Genomic DNA, 20,881 nt, shown 5'->3' with positions numbered 1-20,881 from the left:
TTGAGCGGCGAATTCACAGCGCGATGTTGATGGCTTTCGTCTGGGTGTATTCGGCGATGGCGCCCTCGCCGAGTTCACGACCCCAGCCCGACTGTTTGTATCCCCCGAATGGCAGGGCGGTATCGAACGCGTTGTGGCAGTTGACCCACACGGTGCCGGCCTTGATCTGCTGCGCCACCCGGTGCGCGGTCGACACGTCGCGGGTCCACACGCTGGCCGCCAGGCCGTAGGGCGTGTCGTTGGCCGCCTCCCGCACCCCGCGGTCGCGGTTGAACGGCACGGCCACGGCGACCGGCCCGAAGATCTCTTCCTGGTAGACGTTGAAGTCACGGTTCACGTCGACCAGCAGCGTGGGCTGCACGTAGAAGCCGGTGTCGCCATGGCGGCCACCGCCGGCCAGGGCGCGCGCACCCTGCGCGATGCCGTCGTCGAGATAGCCGGTGACCTTGGTGAGCTGCTCACGCGAGACCAGCGGCCCGATGTCGTTGGCGGGGTCCAGGCCGGGCCCGATCCGCAGACCGGCGGCGTGCTCGGCGACACCCTGGGTGAACTCGTCGAAGATGGTGTCCTCGACCAGCAGCCGGGTGCCCGCGGTGCAGGTCTGGCCGTGGTTGAACAGGAATCCGCCGGCCACGCCCGGAATCGCGGCCTCGAGATCGGCGTCGGCGAAGACCACTTGCGGGCTCTTGCCACCCAGTTCCAGCGAGACCTTCTTGAGGTTGCCGGAGGCGGCGTTGACGATCTTCTTGCCGACCTCGGTCGATCCGGTGAAGGCGACCTTGTCGACGCCGTTGTGGGCGGACAGGGCGGCTCCGACGTCACCGAAGCCGGTCAGCAGGTTGAACACCCCGGCCGGGACCCCGGCCTCGGCGATCACCTCCGCAAGCAGCAGCGCGGTCAGCGGGGTCTGCTCAGCAGGCTTGAGTATGACGGTGTTCCCGCAGGCCAGGGCCGGTGCGACTTTGAACGCGGCCATGACCAGCGGGAAGTTCCACGGGGTGATCTGGGCGCAGACGCCGACGGGCTCGCGCAGCGTGAACGCGTGGAACTTGCCGCCCGGAGCCCACGGGACCGACACCGGGACGGTGCGGCCCTCGATCTTGGTGGCCCAGCCCGCGTAGTAGTAGAAGATTTCCGCAGCCCAGGTCACGTCGACGGCTTTGGCGACGGCGACGGACTTGCCGTTGTCGATGCTCTCCAGCTCCGCGAACTGGTCGGCCCGGGCGGGGATGCCCTCGGCGATCCGCCAGATCATCCGCTGGCGTTCGGCCGGCGTCATCGTCGGCCAGGGGCCGTCCTCGAACGCTCGCCGGGCCGCCCGCACCGCGCGCTCGACGTCCTCGGGGCCGCTGTGCGGGACCGTCGTGATGACCTGCTCGGTCGCGGGGTCGACGGTGTCGAACCGCCGGCCGGAGACCGACTCGACCCACTGACCGTCGACGTACATCTGCCGCGGACGGGAAAGGAAATCGGCGGTCCGCGGGTCCAGATCGGCGCTGAGCGTGGCTGTCATGGAAATCATGTTTACGCCTCGATGTGGTGCGCGTCACCACTAATTCCGAATGGGTATTTCGGCTACTCGGATTCTCATTTGAAATGGCTTCGCCATTCTCATTCGGGCCGGTTGATAATCGCAGCTCGGGCCGATTTGGGGGCGACGAGTAGGCGCCCCCGGGGCTGGACCCGGCGCAGATTCTCATTTGAAGATTTTGGATGTTTACCCGACAACGCTGTCGGCGTCGGCGGCGATCGGCTACCTTCCGACAAATGGGCCCCACCCGCACCATCCGGAGCCGCTCGCCGGTCGCCGGGCTTCAGCGCGCACAGCTGACATTCACCCAGGTTCTCGGGCAGTCGGTGTCGGCGGTGGCCCCGTCGGCGGTGATGGTCACCCTGCCGGCGCTGGTCCTACCGGCGGCCGGGCACCTCACGATCGCGGTGTTCATCCTCACCGCCCTCATGATGACCGCGGTCGGCTACTGCATCACCCAGTTCTCCACCCGGATGGTCGCGGTCAGCGGGCTGTACAGCTACACCGTCAAGGGCCTCGGCCCGGTGCCCGGCATCGCGGCCGGCTGGTCGCTGGTCATCGGCTACGCAGCGGCGGCGATGGCCAGCGCGCTCGGCGCGGCCAGTTACATGGCGGTGCTACTGGGCCGGGTGGGGGTACCGGCCGGCAAGCCCGTCATCGCCGGCCTGACCGTACTGGTCGGCGGCGCCGCGCTGATCCTCATGGTGCGGGGCATCAGACTGTCCGCGCGGATCTCGCTGGCCGTCGAATTGTTCGCCATCGTGGTGGCCGGCGTAGTCCTGATGATCGCCTTCGGCGGAGCAGTCACCGGCAGCGCCGCATCATCGAAAACGGTTGCCGATGCGCCGCATTCAGCCCTGGGCTTCGCCATCCTGCTCGCCATCACCTCGTACGTCGGGTTCGAGAGCGCCAGTACCGTAGCTCGCGAGGCCCAGCGCCCGTTCGTGACCGTGACCCGCGCCATCCGCTGGACGCCGCTGGCGCTCGGTGCGCTGTACACCTTCGCCGCCGTCCTGCAGGCCACCGGCAGCATCCAGACCCGAACCGGGTCGACACCCATCGTGCTCTCCCTGCCGGACTCGGCCGACACCCTGGCCGGAGCGCTGTCCGTCGCCATGGAGATCGGCATCACCGCGTCCTGGATCGCATGCGTGATCGGTTCCACCACCGCGTTGTCGCGGACGCTGTTCGCGATGGGACGCGAGGGCCTCCTGCCGGAGACGATGGGCCATGCCCACCGGCGGTACCGCACGCCGCACGTCGCACTCAGCGTCGCGGTGCCGGTGATCGTCGCGGTGCCGGTCGGCTACCTTTTCGCCGCGGACTCCAGCCGCGACGTCCTCGTCGGGCTGCTGGCGGTGTCGGCGCACGGCTACATCGTGGCGTATCTGCTGGTGTGCCTTGCCACTCCGGCATTTCTGCGCCGGATCGGCGAGCTCACCACCGTCCCGCTGATCGTCGGACTGGCCACCGCCGCCACCATGATCGCCATCATCGTCTGGGCCGCTCTGACGGTGGCGTCGCCGGTGTGGATCGCCACCGCGGTCTACTCCGTTCTGCTGGCAGCGGGTCTGGCGGCATTCCTGGTGCGCCGCCGTCGGGTGCCCGATCTGGCCGAACGGGTCGGGGTGTTCGACGAGACCATCGCCGGCGACGTGTTCGCCGACTACAACCCGTGGGAGGTGCGCCGATGAGCCCCGCCGACGGCGCGCTGTCGGGCCGTCAGCCCAAGGCCGTACAGAGCGCGCTGCAGGTGCTCGAGGCGGTCGCGTTGGCCGGCACCGGCGTCACCGCCAAGGACATCGCCGAGCACCTGTCCATGCCGTCCGCCACCACCTATCGGCTGCTGAATATCCTTGTCGCCGACGGCTATATCGTGCGCCTACCGGACCTGTCGGGGTTCGCCCTGGGCCCGCGAATGGGCCTGCTGATCGACGCCGCCGTCTCCCCCGCCGTGTGCACGAAGGCCCGCGAGACACTGGCCGAGCTGCGGCTGTCGGTGCGCTTCGGGGTACACCTGTTCTACTTCACCAACACCTCGGTGCGCCTCGCCGACGCCGACGGCGAGTACCCGCCACCGGCGGACGAGTCGGTGCTGAACCGGAACCTGCATGCCAGTGCGGTCGGCAAGCTGTTGCTCGCCGAGAAGCGCGATGCCGACGCGCTGCTCGGACCCGCGCCGGCGACGTTGACCGACCGCACCATCACTTCGAAATCGGCTCTGGCCGAACAACTCACCGAGGTCCGCGAGCGTGGGTACGCGGCCCAGACCGGTGAGCTGCGACCCGACTTCGCCTGCGTCGCGGTACCCGTCCGGTCCACCACCGCGACCTTGGTGGCCGCGGTGGCGATGTCCGGCCGGGCCGAACAGGATCAGCTACTGCACCGCCAGATTCCGGTATTGCAGGACTACGCAACCCAATTGGCGCCGCTGCTGGCGTGACGCCGATCAGAAAGGAATCGAGGCGATCATCGCCCCATCCCCGGTGACCAGGCTGTCCTTCTTCAGCGTCGTACCGAAGTACTTCGCCTGCGGATCGACCACCACCCGCTGATCGTCGTGATGGATGGCCAGTACTTCCCGAGCCAGCCGCGAGAACGGGATCTTCTCGGGCCCACCGATGTTGACCACGTGGTTGCGCGGTGGCTCTATCGCGACCTCAGCGAGGAAGGCCGCCACTTCGTCGGCCGCGATCGGCTGGATCAGCGCATCCGGCACCCGCACATCATGCTCGTCGCCCTCATCCGTTGCGGCCTCGACGACCATCGACTCGACGATCGCCTGCGCGAACTCGCGGAACTGCGTGGCCCGCACGATCGTGTACGGCAGGCCCGACGACGCGATGATCCGCTCCTGGGCGACCTTGGCGCGCATGTAGCCACTGTCCGGCAACTCGTCGACTCCCACGATCGACAGTGCGACGTAGTGGCCCACCCCGGCCGCCCGGGCCGCGGCCACCAGATTGGTGGTCGATGCGACGAAGAAATCCATCACTTCGCTGTCCTCGAAGGACGGCGAGTTGGTGACGTCGACCAGGGCGTCGGCGCCCGCGAGCGCCTTGGCGAGGCCCGCGCCGCTGCAGACGTCGGCACCGGAACGCCGTGACGCCGCGACCACGTCCTCGCCCTCCCGAGTCAAGAGGTCAACCAGTAGGGTTCCGATGAGGCCGCTGGCCCCCATTACTGTCACCTTCACTGTGCCAACACCTTTCGTCGTCGCCACGCCGACTCCAGAGCCGGGTACTCAGCCTACGTCGCACAGCCTGCTGCAGGTTGCGAAACGACATCCCGCACCAGCCGTCTCCAGCTGAGGCACACCGTTTGCCGAATTGACGCTCGCGTCGGTCCTGTGCGACAGTCTTCGGGGACGAATCTTGATACGCACAGCAACGCAATTCATCGGACGGTCAGCATGGTAAATCGACTGTTTACAGTGCATCAATTGGTTGTTTTCCTGCGGTCGGCAAACCAGATCGAGTTGCTGTTGACCGCAGTGGCCGGCGCTGTCTCGATTGTCTCGGCTGCACGTGACGCGGCAGGTGGGGTTGCTGCCCTGGGAACGGAGCGCCAGCACTCAGAATTCTGTACCTGCAACGAGGGCGACACCTCGCACTGTCCCGCACGCGATTCGCTCTGACCTGCGGGCAACGAGGTGGGCACAGCTCCCCAGATACCGAGCCCACCTCGACAGCGTCAACCGCTGATCGCCTCGGCGACCTTCACCCCGACGAGCACCACCGCCACCAGCAGGTAGCCGCGCAGTGCCACCATGCCGGCCACCCGCAGCGGCGACCAGGCCGGCCGATCCAGGGTGTCCAGGGCGGGCGTGCGGAAGCTGTCCCGCTCCTGGTTCCGCAGCGCCTTCCGGACTTTGCGATCGTCGGGCTGCTCGTCCAGATCTTCCACCTGCTCGGGGTCCAGGCCACCCAGTTCGGCGGCGACCGCCGCGGCGGCCTGCTTCCGTTGCGTGCGCCGCGACCGCAGCCCCGCACCGGCGATGGCCACCCCACCGAGCACGCCGACGGCCGCACCGGCACCGAAGCCCCACTCAAGTTGTCCGGCAGTCAGATTCGGGAAGAACGTCGCGGCCGTCAGCGCCAAGGACAGCAGCACCAACGCCCAGACGATCACGCCGGCCATGATGTTCTGCCGCATCGTGTTGACCCACGGACCCAGCACGGCCTTGTCGTTGCACAGCAGCACCAGGAACACCGTCGCCGACGGCAGCAGCACCCCGGCCAGTGCCTGGACGCCCTGAGTCAGCAGACCCAGTACGTGATCCGGGCTGAACGACACCGCCGCCGCCACCGCGAGCAGCGCGGCGTAGCCCAGGTAGAAGGCGGGCGCCTCACTGACCTTCCAGTGCAGCGAGTGCCGCTTGCCCAAGGTGTCGCCGAGTGCGTAGGTGGTGGCCAGTCCAACGGCGTTGGCCCCGATGAGCGAGGCGTCGAGCAGCAGGATGGCGAACAGCGCGCCCGCGGTGTGAGACACGTGCTGGCCCAATTGCGTTGCCACGTCGCCCGCGTCGGTGAAGTTCCCGGCTGCGCCGGTGCCACCGAGCCCGAACGCGGCGGCAGCCATGATCGCGACCGCGCCCACCATCACCACGACGATGCCGATCCACAGGTCGACCCGCTCGTAGCGAATCCATTTGGGGGTCAACCGCTTGTCGACGATGTTGGACTGCTGGAAGAACAGCTGCCACGGCGCGACGGTGGTGCCGACGATCGCGACGATCAGCAGCAACAGCGTCGAGTTCAGGCCGCCGGGGAACGACGGGACCAATCCACGCGCGGTGTCCGCGGCCGACGGGTGCACGATGAACGCCAACGGGAAGATCACGATGTTGATGGCGATCAGCGCGAAAATGAAACGCTCCCACCGGCGGAACGATCCACCGGCCACCACGGCGAACAGCAGCACCGCCGCGAGCGGCACCGAGATCGACTTGGGCAGCCCGAAGTAGTTCAACGACAGTGACACACCGACGAATTCGGTGACGATCGTCAGCGCGTTCACGATGAACAGGTCACCGACACTGAACGCACCCCAGAACTTGCCGAACCGGGCGAAGATCAGCCGCGCGTGTCCCACGCCGGCGACTGCACCGAGCCGGACCACCATCTCCTGGTTGACGTACAGCACCGGGATCAGCAGTGCCAGTGTCCACATCAGTGCCATGCCGTAGTTCTGGCCGGCCTGCGCGTAGGTGGCGACACCGCCGGCGTCGTTGTCGCCGACCATGACGATGAGGCCGGGCCCCATCACCACCAGCAGCATCTTCAGCCGCTGCCAGCGGCTGCGACCCGTCGTGGTCTCGTCGGTGCGGATGGTACCGAGCGCGCCGACGATATCGCCGACGTGTGCGGTATCGAGCACTGCGGTGCTGGGTGAATCATGTTGGGTCACAGGCGTTCCACCGGCGGGTCGCGGCGTGCGAGCGAAGAGAGCCATGGCGAGATTCCTCTCGGGGAGAATGGCGGCACAGCAGGGGTCCGCCCACCAAATCGGTGGGCGGACCGTGCGGCCGAACGGTCAGAAGTCGGAGTGTGCCCCAAGGGAAGCCGAGATCACCGCGAGCGGCGTCTGCGACATCTGAAGGTTGTGCCGTTCCTGCGGAGTCAGGTGCGTGCGGGTGTGCACCATCCGGGCGATACGACGGACTGAGGTGATACGAAATACGGTCATGACAGGGCTCCTGTCGGGGTCAGTCCCGACGGCCAACAGAGCGCATCAATCAGGCGCCGTCTGTCAGACGACCATCCCGATGACGAGTCGGCAGGGCTGCGGGAGAGCTTGAATGAAGTTGTTCACGTTGGGTTTTCGCTCCGGACTGGAACTCGGACCATCGCCAGGTTTCATTCGCCCCTCACCTCCTCGCTGCCAGGCCCCGGTCGGGGCAGTTGTGTCACGCATATCCATGACAACACGCAGGGGAGGACGCAGCATCCGAACTCGGCATCAAGAACCCGATAAAACTCGGCGCCACTTACACCCCTCTCGTCAGAGCTTCGGCACTGAACGACGTAATCCGCGAGCGGATAGCCACTTTGGGTAACCCCTTAATCCGGGGAGACCTGTCCTGACCCTGGGCGTCTCTCGACGTCGTCGGATCAGTGGCTTCTGTTCGTTCAGGAGCCTCGCCTAGCGAGGTGCTGACCAACCCAAGGTAACCCCGGTGCACGGGCCCGTCAACTTCAGTCGGAGTCGCCATTCCCGCGAGCAGACGCAAAACTGTCAATTTCGCCGAAAATACGACAGTTTTGTGTCTGCTCGCGAGGGGAGGCGAGGCTAGGGCTGCTCGAGGCCGAAGATGCGAACGCTCTCGGCGCGCATGTCGACCTTGCGGACCTTGCCGGTGATCGTCATCGGGAACTCGTCGACGATGTGCACGTAGCGTGGAATCTTGAAGTGTGCCAGTCGATCTGCTGTGAATTCCCGGATTGCCGCGGCGTCGAGCGGCTCGGCCCCCGGGCGCATCCGCAGCCACGCGCAGATCTCTTCGCCGTAGCGGGCGTCGGGTACGCCGATCACCTGGGCGTCCTCGATGTCCGGGTGGGTGTACAGGAATTCCTCGATCTCGCGCGGATACACGTTCTCGCCACCACGGATCACCATGTCCTTGATCCGGCCGACGATGGCGCAGTAGCCGTCCGCCCGCATCACCGCGAGATCGCCGGTGTGCATCCAGCCCTCGGAATCGATGGCTTCCCTGGTCTTTTCGTCGTTGTTCCAGTACCCGAGCATCACCGAGTAACCGCGGGTGCAGAACTCCCCAGGTTCACCGCGCTCCACCGTCTCACCGGTTTCCGGGTTGACGACCTTCACCTCGATGTGGGGATGCGCCCGGCCGATTGTCGCGGTGCGGCGGTCCAGGTCGTCGTCGATGAGCGTCTGGCAGGACACCGGCGAGGTCTCGGTCATGCCGTAGGCGATGGCCACCTCGGCCATGTGCATGTCGGCGACGCAGTGCTTCATCACCTCGACGGGGCACACCGAGCCGGCCATGATGCCGGTGCGCAGGCTCGACAGGTCCCGCCCGGTGAACGACGGGTGGTTCTGCATCGCGATGAACATCGTCGGCACCCCGTAGACGCCCGTGCACTGCTCGGCTTCGACGGCATTGAGGGTGGCAGCGGGATCGAAACCGGGGGCCGGAATCACTACGGCTGCACCATGACTCATGCAGCCGAGCACGCCCATCACCATGCCGAAGCAGTGGTAGAACGGCACCGGAACGCACAACCGCTCCCCCGCCTGCAGGTTGATGCCCTCCGTGGTGAAGTAGCCATTGTTCAGGATGTTGCGGTGCGACAGCGTCGCCCCCTTGGGGAATCCCGTTGTCCCTGAGGTGTATTGGATGTTGATCGGATCGGTGTTGGACAGCGTGGCATGCCGCGCCGCCAAGGCATCGGCGCCGACAGCGCGGCTGCCGGAACGCAACTCATCCCAGTCGGCGCTGTCCAGGTAGACAACGTCACTCAGGCTGGGCACCTGCGGACGCACCTCCTCGATCATCGCCGCGTAGTCGGACGTCTTGAACGACGTCGCCGAGATCAGCATGCGCATCCCGGATTGGTTGAGCACGTATGCCAGTTCGTGCACCCGGTACGCCGGATTCACGTTGACGAGAATGGCGCCGATCTTGGCCGTCGCGAGCTGGGTCACGATCCACTGCGCACAGTTCGGTGACCAGATGCCGACCCGGTCACCCTTCTCGATGCCGCGAGCCAGCAAGCCGCGGGCGATCAGATCGACTTCGGCATTCAACTCGGCGTAGGTGTACCGCAGGCCTTGTCCACGGTCGACCAAAGCCAGGGTGTCCGGATAGGCGGCAGCGGTGCGCTCGAAGTTGGCCCCGATGGTCTCTTCCAGTATCGGGGTGTCGGTCGGCCCCGCGTCGTAGCTCAGCATCAGTTCACCAGGTCCTCGTAGCGGTATTCCGATGCGATCGGAGTGCCGGCCGCATGCGCTTGATCTTCGCGCTTGCGCAGGTCCACGCGTCGGATCTTCCCGGAAATCGTCTTGGGAAGATCGCCGAACTCCACCCGGCGGACCTTGAGGTACGGCGCCAGGTGGTCGCGGGCGAATTCCATGATGGACCTTGCGGTTTCCGCGTCATCACTCCAGCCCGCGGCCAGACAGACATAGGCCTTCGGCACGGCGAGCCTGGTGTCATCGGGCTGGGGCACCACCGCGGCCTCCACCACCGCCGGATGCTCGATGAGCACGCTCTCCAGTTCGAACGGCGACACCTTGTAATCCGACGACTTGAACACGTCGTCGGTGCGGCCGATATAGGTGATGTAGCCGTCGCTGTCGCGGGACGCCACGTCACCGGTGTGGTAGTAACCGCCCGCCATGACGGCCGCATTCCGTTGCGGGTCACCGAGATAGCCCGTCATCAAGTTCAGCGGGTGGGCGCTCAGCTCCAGACAGAGCTCGCCCTCGTCGGCCGGCTCGCCGGTCACCGGGTCGACCAGCCGCACCGGCACACCCGGCATCGGCCGCCCCATAGACCCAGCCTTGACGGGTTGCCCCGGGGTGTTGCCCACCAGCAGGGTGGTCTCGGTCTGCCCGAAGCCGTCGCGGATCGTCAGGCCCCAGGCGTCCTGCACCTTCGCGATGACATCGGGGTTCAGTGGCTCACCGGCACCCAGAATCTCCCGCAGCCCTTCGGGTTTGGCGCCGAGATCGGCTTGGATCAGCATCCGCCACACCGTCGGCGGCGCACAGAAGGTGTTGACGCCGGCGCGACGCAACTGCCCCATGAGTGCGGCGGCGTCGAAGCGGCCGTAGTTGTAGACGAAGATCGTCGCCTCGGCGATCCACGGCGCGAACACACAACTCCAGGCGTGCTTGGCCCAGCCCGGCGAGCTGATCGCCAGGTGCACATCGCCCGGTGTCACCCCGATCCAGGCCATCGTCGACAGATGGCCGACCGGATACGAAATCTGCGAGTGTTCAACAAGTTTGGGCTTGCTGGTGGTACCCGAGGTGAAATACACCAGCAGTGGATCGTCCACCTCGGTGACGGCAGCGAACGGACCCGCCGAAACCACTTGATACGCATCGGCGTAGCGGTGCCAGCCCGGCGCCGAGCCGCCGACGACGATCCCGGTGTACTGCCCGTCGACCGACGCGAACTTGTCGGTGTCCGCGACGCCCGCCACCACGAAGCTCGCCCCGCCGCGAGTGATCCGGTCGGCCAGATCGGCCGGGCCCAGCGCGCCGGTCGTCGGCATCACCACCGCACCGAGCTTCGCCACCGCCAGCATCGACTCCCAGAGCTCGACCTGGTTGCCCAGCATCACGATGACCCGGTCGCCCTTGCCCACGCCGAGCGATCGCAGCCACGTCGCCACCTGGTCGGACCGGTCGGCCATCTCGGCGAAGGTGTACCGCTGCTCGTCCCCGCTCTCTTCGGTGATCCACAGCGCCACCTGAGCGGCGCGCTCCGGACTGCGGGCGATGACGTCGAACCAATCGGTGGCCCAGTTGAACGTGCCGGTCAGCCGCGGCCAGGTAAAGGTGTCGACGGCCTGCGCGTAGTCACCGATCGATGCCACGAGACGGTCCCGCGCGGCGCGATATTGCTCGGTGTTGGTCGTGATTCCAGCGTCTGTCGCCATGAACGTAGGATCTACGTCACACGTACCCGCCCGCTACCCCCGAAAGAGGGTACTGACCGTGACCACCGGCCCGACTCTGCTGCGTCCGCGCGACACCGATGCCGTGCGCGCTGAGCTGCGACGGATCGGGACCGAGGGCGCGGTGCCGGTGATGTTCGGCGGCGAGGTGCACGACGACGCGCTGCTGCTCACCGAGTTCTACGGCACCCGGACCGGCCGGTTGCGGGGCCTGGTGGTGCGGTCGACGCTCGGTCTCGGCGGGGCCAGCATGGTGTCTGGCCAGCCGCTGGCGGTGGCCGACTACCGGCGCGCGCCGTCGATCACCCACGACTACGACATGCCGGTGCTGTCCGAGGGCATCCGGTCGATCCTGTCGGTGCCCGTCGTCGTCGACGGCCAGACCCGGGCCGTGCTCTACGGCGCGTACCGCTCCGCCGCACCGTTCGGCGGACGGGCCATCGACCTGATGATGACGTCGGCCCAGCGGCTGGCGGACGAACTGGCCATCCGCGACGAGGTGGACCGGCGGCTGCGGCTGCAACAGGCCCCGTCCACCGACACCGTGGTCAACGCCGAACACATCCGTGAGGTGCACGCCGAGCTGCGTCGGCTGGCGGCCGGTGGCGAGCACGTCGCGCCGGCGCACCTGGGTCATCTCGCGGACCGGCTGGCCGAGGCCCTGGCCGGTGGACCGGCGCCGGCCAGTCCACTGAGTCCACGGGAACTTGACGTGCTGGCGCAGATCGCGCTGGGCTGCACCAATACCGAAGCGGCACAGCGGCTCTCGTTGAAGCCCGAGACGGTCAAGAGCTACCTGCGCAATGCCGCAACGAAACTCGGCACCCATACCCGGCACGAGGCGGTGTCGAAGGCGCGGCAGTTGCGACTGATCCCCTGACCGGTCAGGCCAGCGAGTCGATCCAGGCGCGGTGCAGCGCGGCGTACCGCCCGTTCTGCGCGACCAGATCGTCGGGGGCACCGTCTTCCACGATGCGTCCGCCGTCGAGGACCAGCACCCGGTCCGCCGATTGCACGGTGGAGAGCCGGTGGGCGATCACCAGCGCGGTGCGCCCGGCCAGCACGGTGGCGAGAGCGCGCTGCACCAGGCGCTCGGTGGGGATGTCCAGCGAGGACGTCGCCTCGTCCAGGATCAGCACCTTGGGGTCGGCGAGGAACACCCGGGCGAACGCGACCAACTGGCGTTGGCCCGCCGACAGCCTTCCGCCCCGATTGGCGACGTCGGTGTTGTAGCCGTCGGGCAGGTTGTCGATGAACCGTTCGGCGCCAACGGCTTCCGCCGCCGCACGAATCTCCGTGTCGGTGGCGTCGGGGCGGCCGAACCGGATGTTGTCGGCGACGCTGCCGGCGAACATGAAGTTCTCCTGCGTCACCATCACCACATGCCGGCGCAGCTCGGCTTGGGCGATCGAGCGCAGATCGATGTCGTCGAGGGTCACCGTGCCGGTGACCGGGTCATAGAAGCGCGCGATGAGTTTGGCGATCGTCGTCTTGCCCGCACCGGTGGCACCGACGAGGGCGACGGTCTGCCCAGCAGGCACCGTCAGATTCAATTCCGGCAGCACCGGCCGCTCCGTGGTGTAGCCGAAGCTGACCCCACGAAAAGCAATGTCCCCCTTCACCGCGGTGAGGGTGACGGGGTCGGCGGGATCCATGATCGCCGGCTGCTGACCGAGTACCCCGGCCAGCTTCTCCAGCGCCGAGGCGGCGGACTGGAATGTGTTGAAGAACTGCGAAATCTCTTGCATCGGTTCGAAGAACATCCGCAGGTACAGCAGGAAGGCCGTCAGCGTGCCGATGGTCATCCGGCCGTGCAGCACCAGGTATCCGCCGTACAGCAGCACCAGGCCGGTGGTGATGTTGCCGACCAGCTTGACCCCGGGCATGAACACCGCGAGCAGAGTCATGGTGCGTTCGTTGATGACGCGGTAGTCGTCGACGACGTCGTCGAAGATCTCCTGGTTTCGCGGCTCGCGCCGGTACGCCTGCACGGCCTTGATGCCCGTCATGGTTTCGACGAACTGGACGATCACCAGCGCCGCCCGTTCCCGGACGACGCGGTACGTCCTGGACGACTCGCGGCGGAACCAGGCGACCAACAACACCAGAAGCGGGAAGGCGCCCAGGCACATCAGTCCGAGCCGCACGTCCAGGGTCACCAGCAGCACGGCGGTGCCGCCCAAGGTGAGCACGGCAGTGATGAGGCTGTCGAAACCCGTCGACAACATGGTCTGGATGGCTTCGATGTCGTTGGTGGACCGGCTCACCACGCGGCCCGACGTGTAGCGGTCATGGAAAGCCACGTCGAGGCGCTGGAACTGCCGGTACACCCGGCGGCGCAGTTCCAGCAGCACCTTCTGCCCGATGCGCCCCGACCGATTCAGGAAGAACAGCCGGAAACTGGCCTGCAGCACCACCACAACGCACAGGGCCGCCACCACCTGCAGCAGTTCGCGGGCCGGGCCGCCCTGCAGGATCGGCGGGATGCCGTGGTCGATGCCGCGCTGCACCAGCAGCGGAACCGACAGGCGCGCAGCGTTTTCCACCACCACGACCAGACCCAGGAGCAGGACCGCAACCCGGTACGGCTTCAGCAGCGAACCCAGCAGGGCACGGGCCTCGCGGCGCCGCGACACGTTCTCGTCGATGGGCAGGTCCTGAGCCGCCTCGACGGTCTGGCCGCGCCAGCTCTCGGTGCTCATCGCCTGCGCACTTCTTCGGCTTCGTCGCTCTGCTCGAGATACAGCTGCTCGAGCCGTTCGCGCTCGGCGTCCTGCTCCCAGTCGCAGCTGCATTCGGCGCCGTCGTCGAGCGCGTCGTCGGCCGACAGCAGATAGCGGTACTCGGGTGCCTGCGCCAACAGTTCGGTGTGGGTGCCGATGCGGGTGATGGTGCCGTTCTGCAGCAGTGCCACCCGGTCGGCCAGCAGCACGGTCGACGCCCGGTGCGCCACCACGATGCCGGTCACCGAGGTCAGCACCCGTCGCAGCGCGACGGTGACCTCGGCTTCGGTGTGCATGTCCAGGGCCGAGAGGGTGTCGTCGAGCACCAGCAACGCCGGCGCGGCCAGGATGGCGCGGGCCAGCGAAAGACGTTGGCGCTGACCGCCGGACAGGCTCATGCCCTGCTCACCGATGCGGGTGTCCAGGCCGAACGGCAGGTCGTAGACGAAGCGAGCGGCGGCGATGTCGATGGCCGAGTGAATCTCGTCGTCGGTGGCGGGATCGTCGGCACCGCGGCCGAGGGTGAGGTTCTCGACGACGGACATGGAGAACAGCGTCGGGTCCTCGAAGGCCGTGGCCACGGCGCTACGCAGGGCGGGCAGCGACAGCTCGCGGATGTCACGGCCGTCGAGCAGGATGGCGCCCTCGGTGACGTCGTACAGCCGCGAGAACAGCGCCGCCAGAACTGATTTCCCTGATCCGGTCGCGCCGACGAGAGCCAGCGTCTGGCCAGGTTCCACCGTCACCGAGACGTGGCGCAGCGCCCAGTCGTCGGGCGCCGCGTCGGGGAAGCGGAAGCCGACGTCACGCAATTCGAGGTGCCCACCGCGCGGCGCAGCGGCGACCGGTCCGTCGCTGATATCCACTGGCGCGTCGAAGATCTCGGCGACCCGATTGGCCGCGGTCATCGACTCCTGCATCATCGACAGCAGAAAGCCCAGCGACGAGATGGGCCAGACCAGCGACAGCATCATGGTGATGAACGCGACCAGCGTGCCCATGGTCACCAGGCCGTGCCCGGCAGCGTACGCGCCGAACCCCAGCACCACGATCAGCGTGAGATTGGGGATGACCTCGAGCAGCGTCCAGAACCGCGCCGACACCGCCACCTTGCCGACCTCGGCGTCGTACAGGGCCGTGGCCCGCTCGTCGAACCGCTCGTAGACGTAGTCCTCGCGGCCGAACGACTTGATCACCCGCAGGCCCAGCGCCGACTCCTCGACATGCGTTGCCACATGGCCGGATTGGTCCTGTGCCTGCCGGGACAGCCGGCTGAACTGCCGCTCGAACCTGAAGATCGTCACCGTCACCGGCAGCACCGACACCAGCACCACCACACCCAGCGGCCAGTACATGGCCAGCAGGATGCCCGTCACCACGATGATCTGAATCGTGTTGAGCACCAAGAACAGCAGGCCGAATCCGAGGAATTGGCGAATCGTGCCAAGGTCGTTCATCACGCGGGACAGCAATTGCCCGGACTGCCACTGCCGATGGAACGACATCGGCAGAATCTGCAGCCGCGCGTAGAGCTCCTTGCGGATGTCGGCCTCGACGCCCATGGTCGCGCGGGCCCCGAGCCAGCGCCGGATGAACCACAGCACCGCCTCGACGAGCCCCAGCGCCAGCGCGGCGGAACCGAGCACCCACAGACCCTGTTGGTCCTGGTGCCGCACCGGGCCGTCGATCACCGCCTTGGTCACCAGCGGGATCGACACCGTCACACCCAGCCCGGCGAACGCGGTGAGCAGCATGGCAGCCCAGCGAGCGCGATACGGCCCGAGGTACGGCAACAGGCGCAGCAGGTCCGCCGACGCACGCTGCCGCCCCGGCACCGGGGCGATCACCGGAGCCGACTGCAGGGGCGGGGCTACATCTGACACAACAACTTCAATGCTCCCATGTGCCACCGACAATCCCGCGGCGCGGCGGGGCGACCAGCCCAGATGGCGCCGGTCAGATGAAACCCAGGTACCCCACCACGCCGGCCGCGGCCACCACGATCAGCGGGTTGAGCTTGGTGAGCATGAAGATCACGGTGCACACCGCCGTGACGGTGTACGCCCGCCAGTCATGGTCGGCGGCACGGCTCATGACCAGCGACGCCGCCAGGATCAGGCCGACCGTCAGCGGGGCGAAACCCTTCTCGACGGCGCGGCGGAGTTTGGAGCGCTCGGCCTTCTGCCAGATCAACGTGATGACGTAGACGAACATCGCGGCGGGCACCACCATGGCGATCATCGCGATGACGCCGCCGATGATCGCCCCGGGAATCCCGGCCACTTTCAGGCCGGCGCCGTAGCCGACCATCGACACGATGAGGATGCTCGGCCCCGGCGCGGTCTGGGAGATCGAGAACAGGTCGGCGAACTGGTTGTTGGTCAGCCAGTGCCTGCCGTTGACGGCGTTGATGTGCATTTCCGGCAGCACCACGTTGCCGCCGCCGATGGACAGCAGCGACAGCATGCCGAACAGCCCGATCAGCTGGAAATATGTGGAAAAGGCCGCAGAATTCATGCGCGATCCGCCTCCGGCTCCTCGCTGGTCCTCATGCTGCTGCAGCACGCTCACGGGGCCCTGGCCCGCCGCCGCGCTCGCGCGGCCACGCCCAGATCAGGCTGAGCGGAGCCAGAATCGCGAGCGTCCCCAACAACGGAAACCGCAAGACGCCGTTCAGCACGAAGGCACCGGCGAACAACAGGACCGGCACGACGCCCGTCAGGCACTTCTGGCCGGTCTTGAGCACCATCGTCAAGGTCAGGGCCACCGCGGCCGCCGACGCGCCGTGCAGGACACCCTTGACGGCGGGCACCTCCTTGAACCGGAAGTAGGCGAACGACAGCGCCAGCACGATGACCAAAGGCATGGCGCACAAGCCGAATACCGCGGCCGCGGCACCCGGGAAGCCGCGCATCTTGGTACCGGCGAACACCGCCATGTTGACCTGATTGGCGCCGGGCAGGATGCGACACATCGTTGTGGCCGAAAGGAACTCGGCATCCCTGAGCCAGCCCTTCTCCACGACCAGCACCTCTCGGGACCAGGCCGACAGCCCGCCACCGAACGACGCCAGCGCGATGTGGTTGAACGTCAGGACCAACTCGAACAACGAAACCCGTTGTGCTGTCGAGTCGATCTGCTCACTCATGGACCAACTCGGGGTCGTGCGGGAAGTCGTCCTCATGATGCTGCGAGGCGTCGAGCGGATCCGGCGGCTCGTAGTGGTGCGAGGTCTCCCAGTCGGCGTCGAACACCTGGGTAAGCTGCCCGACCGCATCCGGGTCATGGACCATGACACCCAGTTCACGGCGCAGGTCGAAGGCGCTGCGGTCGATGTTCATCGACCCCACCAGGGCCTCCCGGTCGTCGACGATGACCAGCTTGGCGTGCACCCGCAGGTTCTTCTGCTTGCGCACCTTGGCGCCGAACCGGCGCAGGGTCCGCAGCGACGCGAAGGTATCGAGGATGTCCCACTCACTGATGCCGTGCTTACCGCCGCACAGCACATGGACGTTCACGCCGCGGCCCACCGCCGCCGCGATGTGATCGAGGATGACGGCGTCGACGTACTTGGGGTGCTGGATGCGCAGGTGATGTTCGGCGGTGTCGATGAATTTCGCCATGTGGTACCGCGAATTCGAGTTGCTCCACAACAGCCCGTGATAGGACGACGGCGCCCAATCGGTGTGGGACCAGTCGGCGTCGAACACCTCGACGATCTGCGCGACATGCTCGGCATCGGTGGTGATGAAGCCGTAGTCACGCGTGAGCGTGAAGTACTTCTCGCACAAGTTGAATGTGGCCACCAGCGCGGCCGTCTCGTCGACCACGATCGACTTCTCGTGCGTCACGTAGAACGACGGATTGGACCACTGCACGTTCACTCCGGCGTCCGAGAACTGTTCGAACGTCTCGTCATTGGCGCGGTCCCCACCGGAGCGGGCCGGGTTCAGCATGACGCGCACCGTGACCCCCGCCTGGTGCCGCTCGATCACCGCCGCCACGAGCGACGGCTCGGTGAACGTGAATTGTTTGATCAGCAGCGATTTCTGCGCCGATGCGATGAACTCCCGCACCGGCTGCACACCGTCATCGGGTTGGACGATGACGCGCGGCGACTCAGGCCCCATAAGCGCCGGATGCTAGCACCGAATAGGGGCTGCCAGACGTGCCTCCGTCAATAAGAGGTGGCCATCGGGCAAGATGAGGCGCATGGATAGCGGAAGCGCCTCGCCCCGTCTGCTCGTAGTCGACGACGACCCGGACGTGCTGGCCTCATTGGAGCGTGGACTGCGGCTGTCCGGATTCGAGGTGTCGACCGCGGTCGACGGTGCCGAGGCCTTGCGCAGCGCCACCGAATTCCGGCCGGACGCCATCATTCTCGACATCAACATGCCGGTACTGGACGGCGTCAGCGTCGTCACCGCACTGCGCGCCATGGACAACGACGTGCCGGTCTGCGTGTTGTCGGCCCGCAGCTCGGTCGACGACCGGGTCGCGGGGCTGGAAGCCGGCGCCGACGACTACCTGGTGAAGCCGTTCGTCCTGGCCGAGCTGGTCGCGCGGGTGAAGGCGCTGCTGCGCCGCCGGGGCGCAACGGCGACGTTCTCGTCCGAGACCATCGCGGTCGGGCCGCTCGAGGTCGACATCCCGGGCCGGCGGGCCCGCGTCAACGGCGCCGACGTCGACCTGACCAAGCGCGAGTTCGACCTGCTGGCCGTGCTGGCCGAGCACAAGACCGCCGTGCTGTCCCGAGCCCAGCTGCTGGAGCTGGTGTGGGGATACGACTTCGCCGCCGACACCAACGTCGTCGACGTGTTCATCGGCTACCTGCGCCGCAAGCTGGAGGCCAACGGAGCGCCGCGACTGTTGCACACGGTCCGCGGCGTGGGGTTCGTACTCAGGCAGCAGTGATGAGCGCCCGCGCGACGAACAGACGGCAGTAGAGGCGTGAACGTGCTGGCGCGGGTCTTCCGCCGAACCCCGTCGCTGCAGTCGCGCGTCGCGTTCGCCACCGGTATTGCCGCGGCCATCGTGGTCGGGATCGTCGGCACCATCGTGTGGATCGGCATCACCAACGACCGCAAGGAGCGCCTGGACCGGCGGCTCGACGAGGCGGCCGGTTTCGCGATCCCATTCCTGCCGCGCGGGCTGGACGAGATTCCGCGGCCGCCGCACGACGAGAACGTCGTCATCACCGCACGCCGGAACGGCCAGGTCAGCTCGAACTCGAACGTCGTGCTGCCCGAGCTACCCGTCGGCTACGCCGACACCGACGTCAAGGGCATCCGCTATCGGGTGCGGACGGTGCAGATTCACATGCCGGACCCGATGCTGGTGGCGGTCGGCGCCACGTACGACGCGACGATCGTCGACACCAACAACCTGCACCGCCGGGTAATCGCCTTGTGTGCGTTCGCGATTGGCGCGGCCGCGCTGGCAGGATGGGCGCTGGCCGCGTTCGCGGTGCGTCCGCTCAAACGCCTGGCCCAGCAGACCCGCGACATCGACCCTGAGGGCGAGGCGCCGGACATCGACGTCCGCGGCGCCACCGAAGCCGTCGACATCGCCGACGCGGTCAAGGGTTTGGTGGATCGCGTGTGGGAGGAGAAGGGCCGGACCAAGGCCGCGCTGGCGTCAGCCCGCGACTTCGCCGCGGTGTCCGCGCACGAGTTGCGTACCCCGCTCACGGCCATGCGCACCAACGTCGAAATCCTGACCATGCTCGATCTACCGGACGAGCAGCGCAAAGAAGTGCTGAGCGACGTGGTCCGTACCCAGTCGCGCATCGAGACCACGCTGTGGGCGCTGGAGCGGCTGGCGCAGGGCGAGCTCTCCACCGTCGATGACCATGTGCCCGTGGACATCACCGAACTGCTGGACCGCGCCGCGCACGACGCCATGCGCGTGTACCCCGATCTGGAGGTGTCGCTGGTGCCCGCGCCGACGATCATCATCGTGGGACTGCCAGCCGGACTGCGGCTTTCGGTGGACAATGCGATCGCCAACGCGGTGAAGCACGGCGGCGCGTCGAAAGTTCAGCTGTCGGCGGTCAGTTCGCGGGCCGGGGTCGAGATCGCCATCGACGACGACGGCTGCGGTATCCCCGAAGACGAACGGCTGAAGGTGTTCGGGCGGTTCAGCCGAGGCTCCACCGCGTCGCATTCAGGCTCGGGGCTGGGCCTGGCCCTGGTGGCCCAGCAGGCCGAATTGCACGGCGGGACCGCGACATTGGAGACCAGCCCCCTCGGCGGCACGCGGCTCCTGCTTCGCCTGCCCGGGCACCGCTAGATTCCCTACTGCAACCGCGTTGCCGCGGCCAGTGCGGAGGCGACGTGCTCGGCGAGTTGTTCTTTGGAAATAGGGAACTCGCCTCGCAGCCAGGCTGCGACGAGTTCCAGTGCGCCGCTGGCGAATACGTACAGGGCGGGGTCGGGATGGGACAGATCGTCCGCCGACTGCCCTTTGGCCACGGCGGTCATGCTTGTCGTCACGACAGCCAGCCGGTGAATGGTCAATTGACGTGCCTGCTGCAGGACTTCGTGTGAGTAGGAGGCCAACAGCAGTGGGCCGTTGAGCCGGTCCGTCACGGCGAAATCCACGGCGGCCCGGGCAGCGACGCGCAGTTGCGTGGAGACGTCCGGCCCGGCCGCACTCATCGCAGCCGTGACCTGGCCGATGCCGCTCTCAGTGCGGTCACGTACGAGCTCGAGAAGCAAGGCGTCACTGTTCGCGAAACTCTCGTAGAAATACCGATCGTTCAATTGCGCGCGCGCACAGACCGCGCGTTTCGACACTGCGCCGGGCCCCGACTCGACCATCAACTCATAGGCGGCCGCCAAAAACGCCGCACGCCGCTCAGCACGGCGCTGCGATGCGGCGATCCCGCGATACGGGCGGACGGTCGGCGATGAAGGCAAGGTCGGCGCGCTGTCTGTTGACTCGAAAGGTGACAAGGTGCACACTACCCTCAGTTC

At 67.1% G+C, this 20,881-nt stretch carries 17 protein-coding genes and 1 riboswitch; of the genes, 5 read left to right on the top strand and 12 right to left on the bottom strand.

The genetic code is table 11. From position 1 onward, the window contains the following. Nucleotides 1–13: 13 nt before the first annotated feature. Nucleotides 14–1,513 carry an aldehyde dehydrogenase family protein gene (locus TL10_RS00235; protein ID WP_043983923.1) on the bottom strand — a complete coding sequence of 500 codons (1,500 nt, stop codon included), beginning with the start codon at nt 1,511–1,513 and terminating at the stop codon, nt 14–16. Between the two features lie 254 nt (nt 1,514–1,767). On the opposite strand from TL10_RS00235, the gene TL10_RS00230 reads away from it, so the two are divergent. Both TL10_RS00230 and TL10_RS00225 read left to right on the top strand, forming a co-directional pair. Continuing rightward, nucleotides 1,768–3,225: an APC family permease gene (locus tag TL10_RS00230; protein WP_043390594.1), complete on the top strand. Its 1,458-nt coding sequence runs from the start codon at nt 1,768–1,770 to the stop codon at nt 3,223–3,225. Continuing rightward, the gene (locus TL10_RS00225; protein ID WP_043983921.1) at nt 3,222–3,974 is read left to right on the top strand and encodes an IclR family transcriptional regulator; all 753 of its coding nucleotides are present in this window, start codon (nt 3,222–3,224) and stop codon (nt 3,972–3,974) included. Before TL10_RS00230 ends, TL10_RS00225 begins: the two co-directional genes overlap by 4 nt. 6 nt (nt 3,975–3,980) lie before the next feature. Here the strand turns inward: TL10_RS00225 and TL10_RS00220 are convergent, their stop codons facing one another. The 5 genes from TL10_RS00220 to TL10_RS00195 form a co-directional block, all read right to left on the bottom strand. After that, nucleotides 3,981–4,727 carry an SDR family oxidoreductase gene (locus TL10_RS00220; RefSeq protein ID WP_043983919.1) on the bottom strand — a complete coding sequence of 249 codons (747 nt, stop codon included), beginning with the start codon at nt 4,725–4,727 and terminating at the stop codon, nt 3,981–3,983. Nucleotides 4,728–5,224: 497 nt separating this feature from the next. Further along, on the bottom strand, nt 5,225–6,985 hold the full coding sequence (locus TL10_RS00210; protein ID WP_234711333.1) for an NRAMP family divalent metal transporter: 1,761 nt from the start codon (nt 6,983–6,985) through the stop codon (nt 5,225–5,227). Between the two features lie 81 nt (nt 6,986–7,066). After that, on the bottom strand, nt 7,067–7,219 hold the full coding sequence (locus TL10_RS31110; RefSeq protein WP_157850335.1) for a hypothetical protein: 153 nt from the start codon (nt 7,217–7,219) through the stop codon (nt 7,067–7,069). 300 nt (nt 7,220–7,519) lie between these two features. Next, a riboswitch (M-box (ykoK) riboswitch) is annotated at nt 7,520–7,690 on the bottom strand. A gap of 132 nt (nt 7,691–7,822) precedes the next feature. Beyond that, nucleotides 7,823–9,445 (bottom strand): AMP-binding protein, encoded by a 1,623-nt coding sequence (locus TL10_RS00200; protein WP_043983913.1) that lies wholly within the window; start codon nt 9,443–9,445, stop codon nt 7,823–7,825. Then, complete coding sequence (locus TL10_RS00195) at nt 9,445–11,163, bottom strand: AMP-binding protein (protein WP_423136048.1); 1,719 nt, start codon at nt 11,161–11,163, stop codon at nt 9,445–9,447. The genes TL10_RS00200 and TL10_RS00195 overlap by 1 nt, the downstream gene beginning before the upstream one ends. Before the next feature lie 58 nt (nt 11,164–11,221). Between TL10_RS00195 and TL10_RS00190 the strand changes: the two genes are divergently transcribed. After that, complete coding sequence (locus TL10_RS00190) at nt 11,222–12,061, top strand: LuxR C-terminal-related transcriptional regulator (RefSeq protein WP_043983912.1); 840 nt, start codon at nt 11,222–11,224, stop codon at nt 12,059–12,061. Nucleotides 12,062–12,065: 4 nt separating this feature from the next. Here TL10_RS00190 and TL10_RS00185 read toward each other — a convergent pair whose 3' ends face one another. The 5 genes from TL10_RS00185 to TL10_RS00165 all read right to left on the bottom strand — a co-directional run bounded on the left by TL10_RS00185 (nt 12,066) and on the right by TL10_RS00165 (nt 18,034). Next, nucleotides 12,066–13,883, bottom strand: a complete 1,818-nt coding sequence (locus TL10_RS00185) for an ABC transporter ATP-binding protein (protein ID WP_043983910.1) — start codon at nt 13,881–13,883, stop codon at nt 12,066–12,068. Further along, entirely contained in the window at nt 13,880–15,787 is a 1,908-nt protein-coding gene (locus TL10_RS00180; protein WP_192830152.1) for an ABC transporter ATP-binding protein, read from the bottom strand. Before TL10_RS00180 ends, TL10_RS00185 begins: the two co-directional genes overlap by 4 nt. 73 nt (nt 15,788–15,860) lie before the next feature. Beyond that, the gene (locus TL10_RS00175; protein ID WP_043983909.1) at nt 15,861–16,421 is read right to left on the bottom strand and encodes a chromate transporter; all 561 of its coding nucleotides are present in this window, start codon (nt 16,419–16,421) and stop codon (nt 15,861–15,863) included. A gap of 31 nt (nt 16,422–16,452) precedes the next feature. Beyond that, a complete protein-coding gene (locus tag TL10_RS00170; RefSeq protein ID WP_043983908.1) occupies nt 16,453–17,052 on the bottom strand; it encodes a chromate transporter in 600 nt (199 codons plus the stop codon). Then, nucleotides 17,045–18,034 (bottom strand): phospholipase D-like domain-containing protein, encoded by a 990-nt coding sequence (locus tag TL10_RS00165; RefSeq protein WP_043983906.1) that lies wholly within the window; start codon nt 18,032–18,034, stop codon nt 17,045–17,047. The genes TL10_RS00170 and TL10_RS00165 overlap by 8 nt, the downstream gene beginning before the upstream one ends. Before the next feature lie 82 nt (nt 18,035–18,116). Between TL10_RS00165 and TL10_RS00160 the strand changes: the two genes are divergently transcribed. Beyond that, nucleotides 18,117–18,818 (top strand): response regulator transcription factor, encoded by a 702-nt coding sequence (locus TL10_RS00160; RefSeq protein WP_043390574.1) that lies wholly within the window; start codon nt 18,117–18,119, stop codon nt 18,816–18,818. A gap of 36 nt (nt 18,819–18,854) precedes the next feature. Further along, a complete protein-coding gene (locus TL10_RS00155) occupies nt 18,855–20,195 on the top strand; it encodes a sensor histidine kinase (protein WP_043983905.1) in 1,341 nt (446 codons plus the stop codon). Nucleotides 20,196–20,200: 5 nt separating this feature from the next. Here TL10_RS00155 and TL10_RS29370 read toward each other — a convergent pair whose 3' ends face one another. Continuing rightward, a complete protein-coding gene (locus tag TL10_RS29370) occupies nt 20,201–20,824 on the bottom strand; it encodes a TetR/AcrR family transcriptional regulator (RefSeq protein ID WP_131630652.1) in 624 nt (207 codons plus the stop codon). Nucleotides 20,825–20,881: the final 57 nt, after the last annotated feature.

This window comes from Mycolicibacterium llatzerense, assembly GCF_000878195.1.
GTDB classification, from domain to species: Bacteria; Actinomycetota; Actinomycetes; order Mycobacteriales; family Mycobacteriaceae; genus Mycobacterium; species Mycobacterium llatzerense.
This window is presented reverse-complemented; position numbering and strand designations above follow the sequence as displayed.